The sequence below is a fragment of the Kaistella sp. SH40-3 genome, assembly GCF_030686865.1.
Classification (GTDB): Bacteria; Bacteroidota; Bacteroidia; order Flavobacteriales; family Weeksellaceae; genus Kaistella.
This window is the reverse complement of record NZ_JAQYUS010000027.1, coordinates 1-1249: the sequence shown is the minus strand read 5'-3', so window position 1 is coordinate 1249 and position 1249 is coordinate 1. Positions and strand designations below refer to the sequence as shown.

General features: G+C 39.8%; 2 protein-coding genes. Both read right to left on the bottom strand.

The genetic code is table 11. The annotated features are described in order from the left end of the window. The coding region (locus PUH65_RS14865) for an IS91 family transposase (RefSeq protein WP_305552628.1) at window positions 1-1055 on the bottom strand (1055 nt) is incomplete at its 3' end. Continuing rightward, a partial coding sequence (locus PUH65_RS14860) for a tyrosine-type recombinase/integrase (RefSeq protein ID WP_305552626.1) occupies window positions 1039-1249 on the bottom strand: 211 nt, incomplete at its 5' end. The genes PUH65_RS14860 and PUH65_RS14865, both read right to left, overlap by 17 nt.

Sequence of the window (1249 nt, the reverse complement as noted above, 5' to 3'; positions counted from 1 at the left end):
CGTTGTCCGAAAAGTGCGATGGTGATTAAATTTCCTTCCTTGCAACACCGACATTTTTTAAGCAAAGTTTTCGGTTTTACTTCTGTAATCTGGATTTTTAAATCTGATTGTAAATCCTGAAGTTTCCCGCGTTTCCAGGAGCTGCTTAAAATTCCGTAATGCCTTATTCTTACAAACCTTCGAGGCAAAATATGAAGACTAAATCTGCGCACAAATTCAGTATTCGATAAAGTCATTTCCTTTTTCTGACCTTCTTTGCGATAATCTTTGTACCCAAAACGAACTTCATGATCCGTAACTTCTTTGATGCGATGATTGCTAATGGCAACTTTGTGCGTATATCTTCCCAAATATTCGATCACTTGTTTTGGTCCGCCAAAAGGTCTTTTGGCATAAACGACCCAGTTTTTGGTGAAGAGTTTGTCCATTAAATCCTGGTCTTTAATTCCGGAAGCTCTTAATAAAGCCACGAACTTTGCGCGGAAAACTTTGCTCATCGCTTTTACACAGAAGAGATATTTATCGGTTCTCATTTTCTTTTTCCATTTTCCATTGTGATCAATTCCACCGCCTGGAACAATACAATGTAAATGAGGATGAAGACTCAGATTCTGTCCCCAAGTATGCAAAATCGCAATCATTCCGAGTTGCATCTGTTCTGTTTTACCGAACTGATTTAATGTTGCCCAAGCTCCTTCAAATAAGGTTTTATACAATAATGCCGGTTGAGAGATCGCCAAACCATTCAACTCTTCAGGAAGCGTAAAAACCACGTGGTAATAACTGCACGGCAATAATTCCTGCTCGCGTTTTTGAATCCATTCTTCTTTTTTATGACCTTGACATTGCGGACAATGCCGATTACGACACGAGTTGTAACTAATCGAAAGATTTCCACAACCATCACACGCATCGATATGACCACCCAAAGCAGCAGTCCGGCAATACGACAAAGCGCGAAGTGTTTTTTCTTGATGAACCGTAAAATTCTGAGCCGATAAATTGATTTTGCGAAGAACATCAGCAACACTTCCGCCTTTACTTCGGGTTTCCATTTTTACTGCATAAAGCGAAAACGGTATCCAAAGGGCTGTGGGGTTTTTGATCTGACAACTGACAGACATGAAGATATTCCATCGTCGATTCAATTCTTTCATGACCCAAAAGTTTCTGAACCATAATGATAGAAACTCCATCTTCCAATAAATGCGTGGCAAAGCTGTGTCGCAAAGTATGGGTATGAACTTCT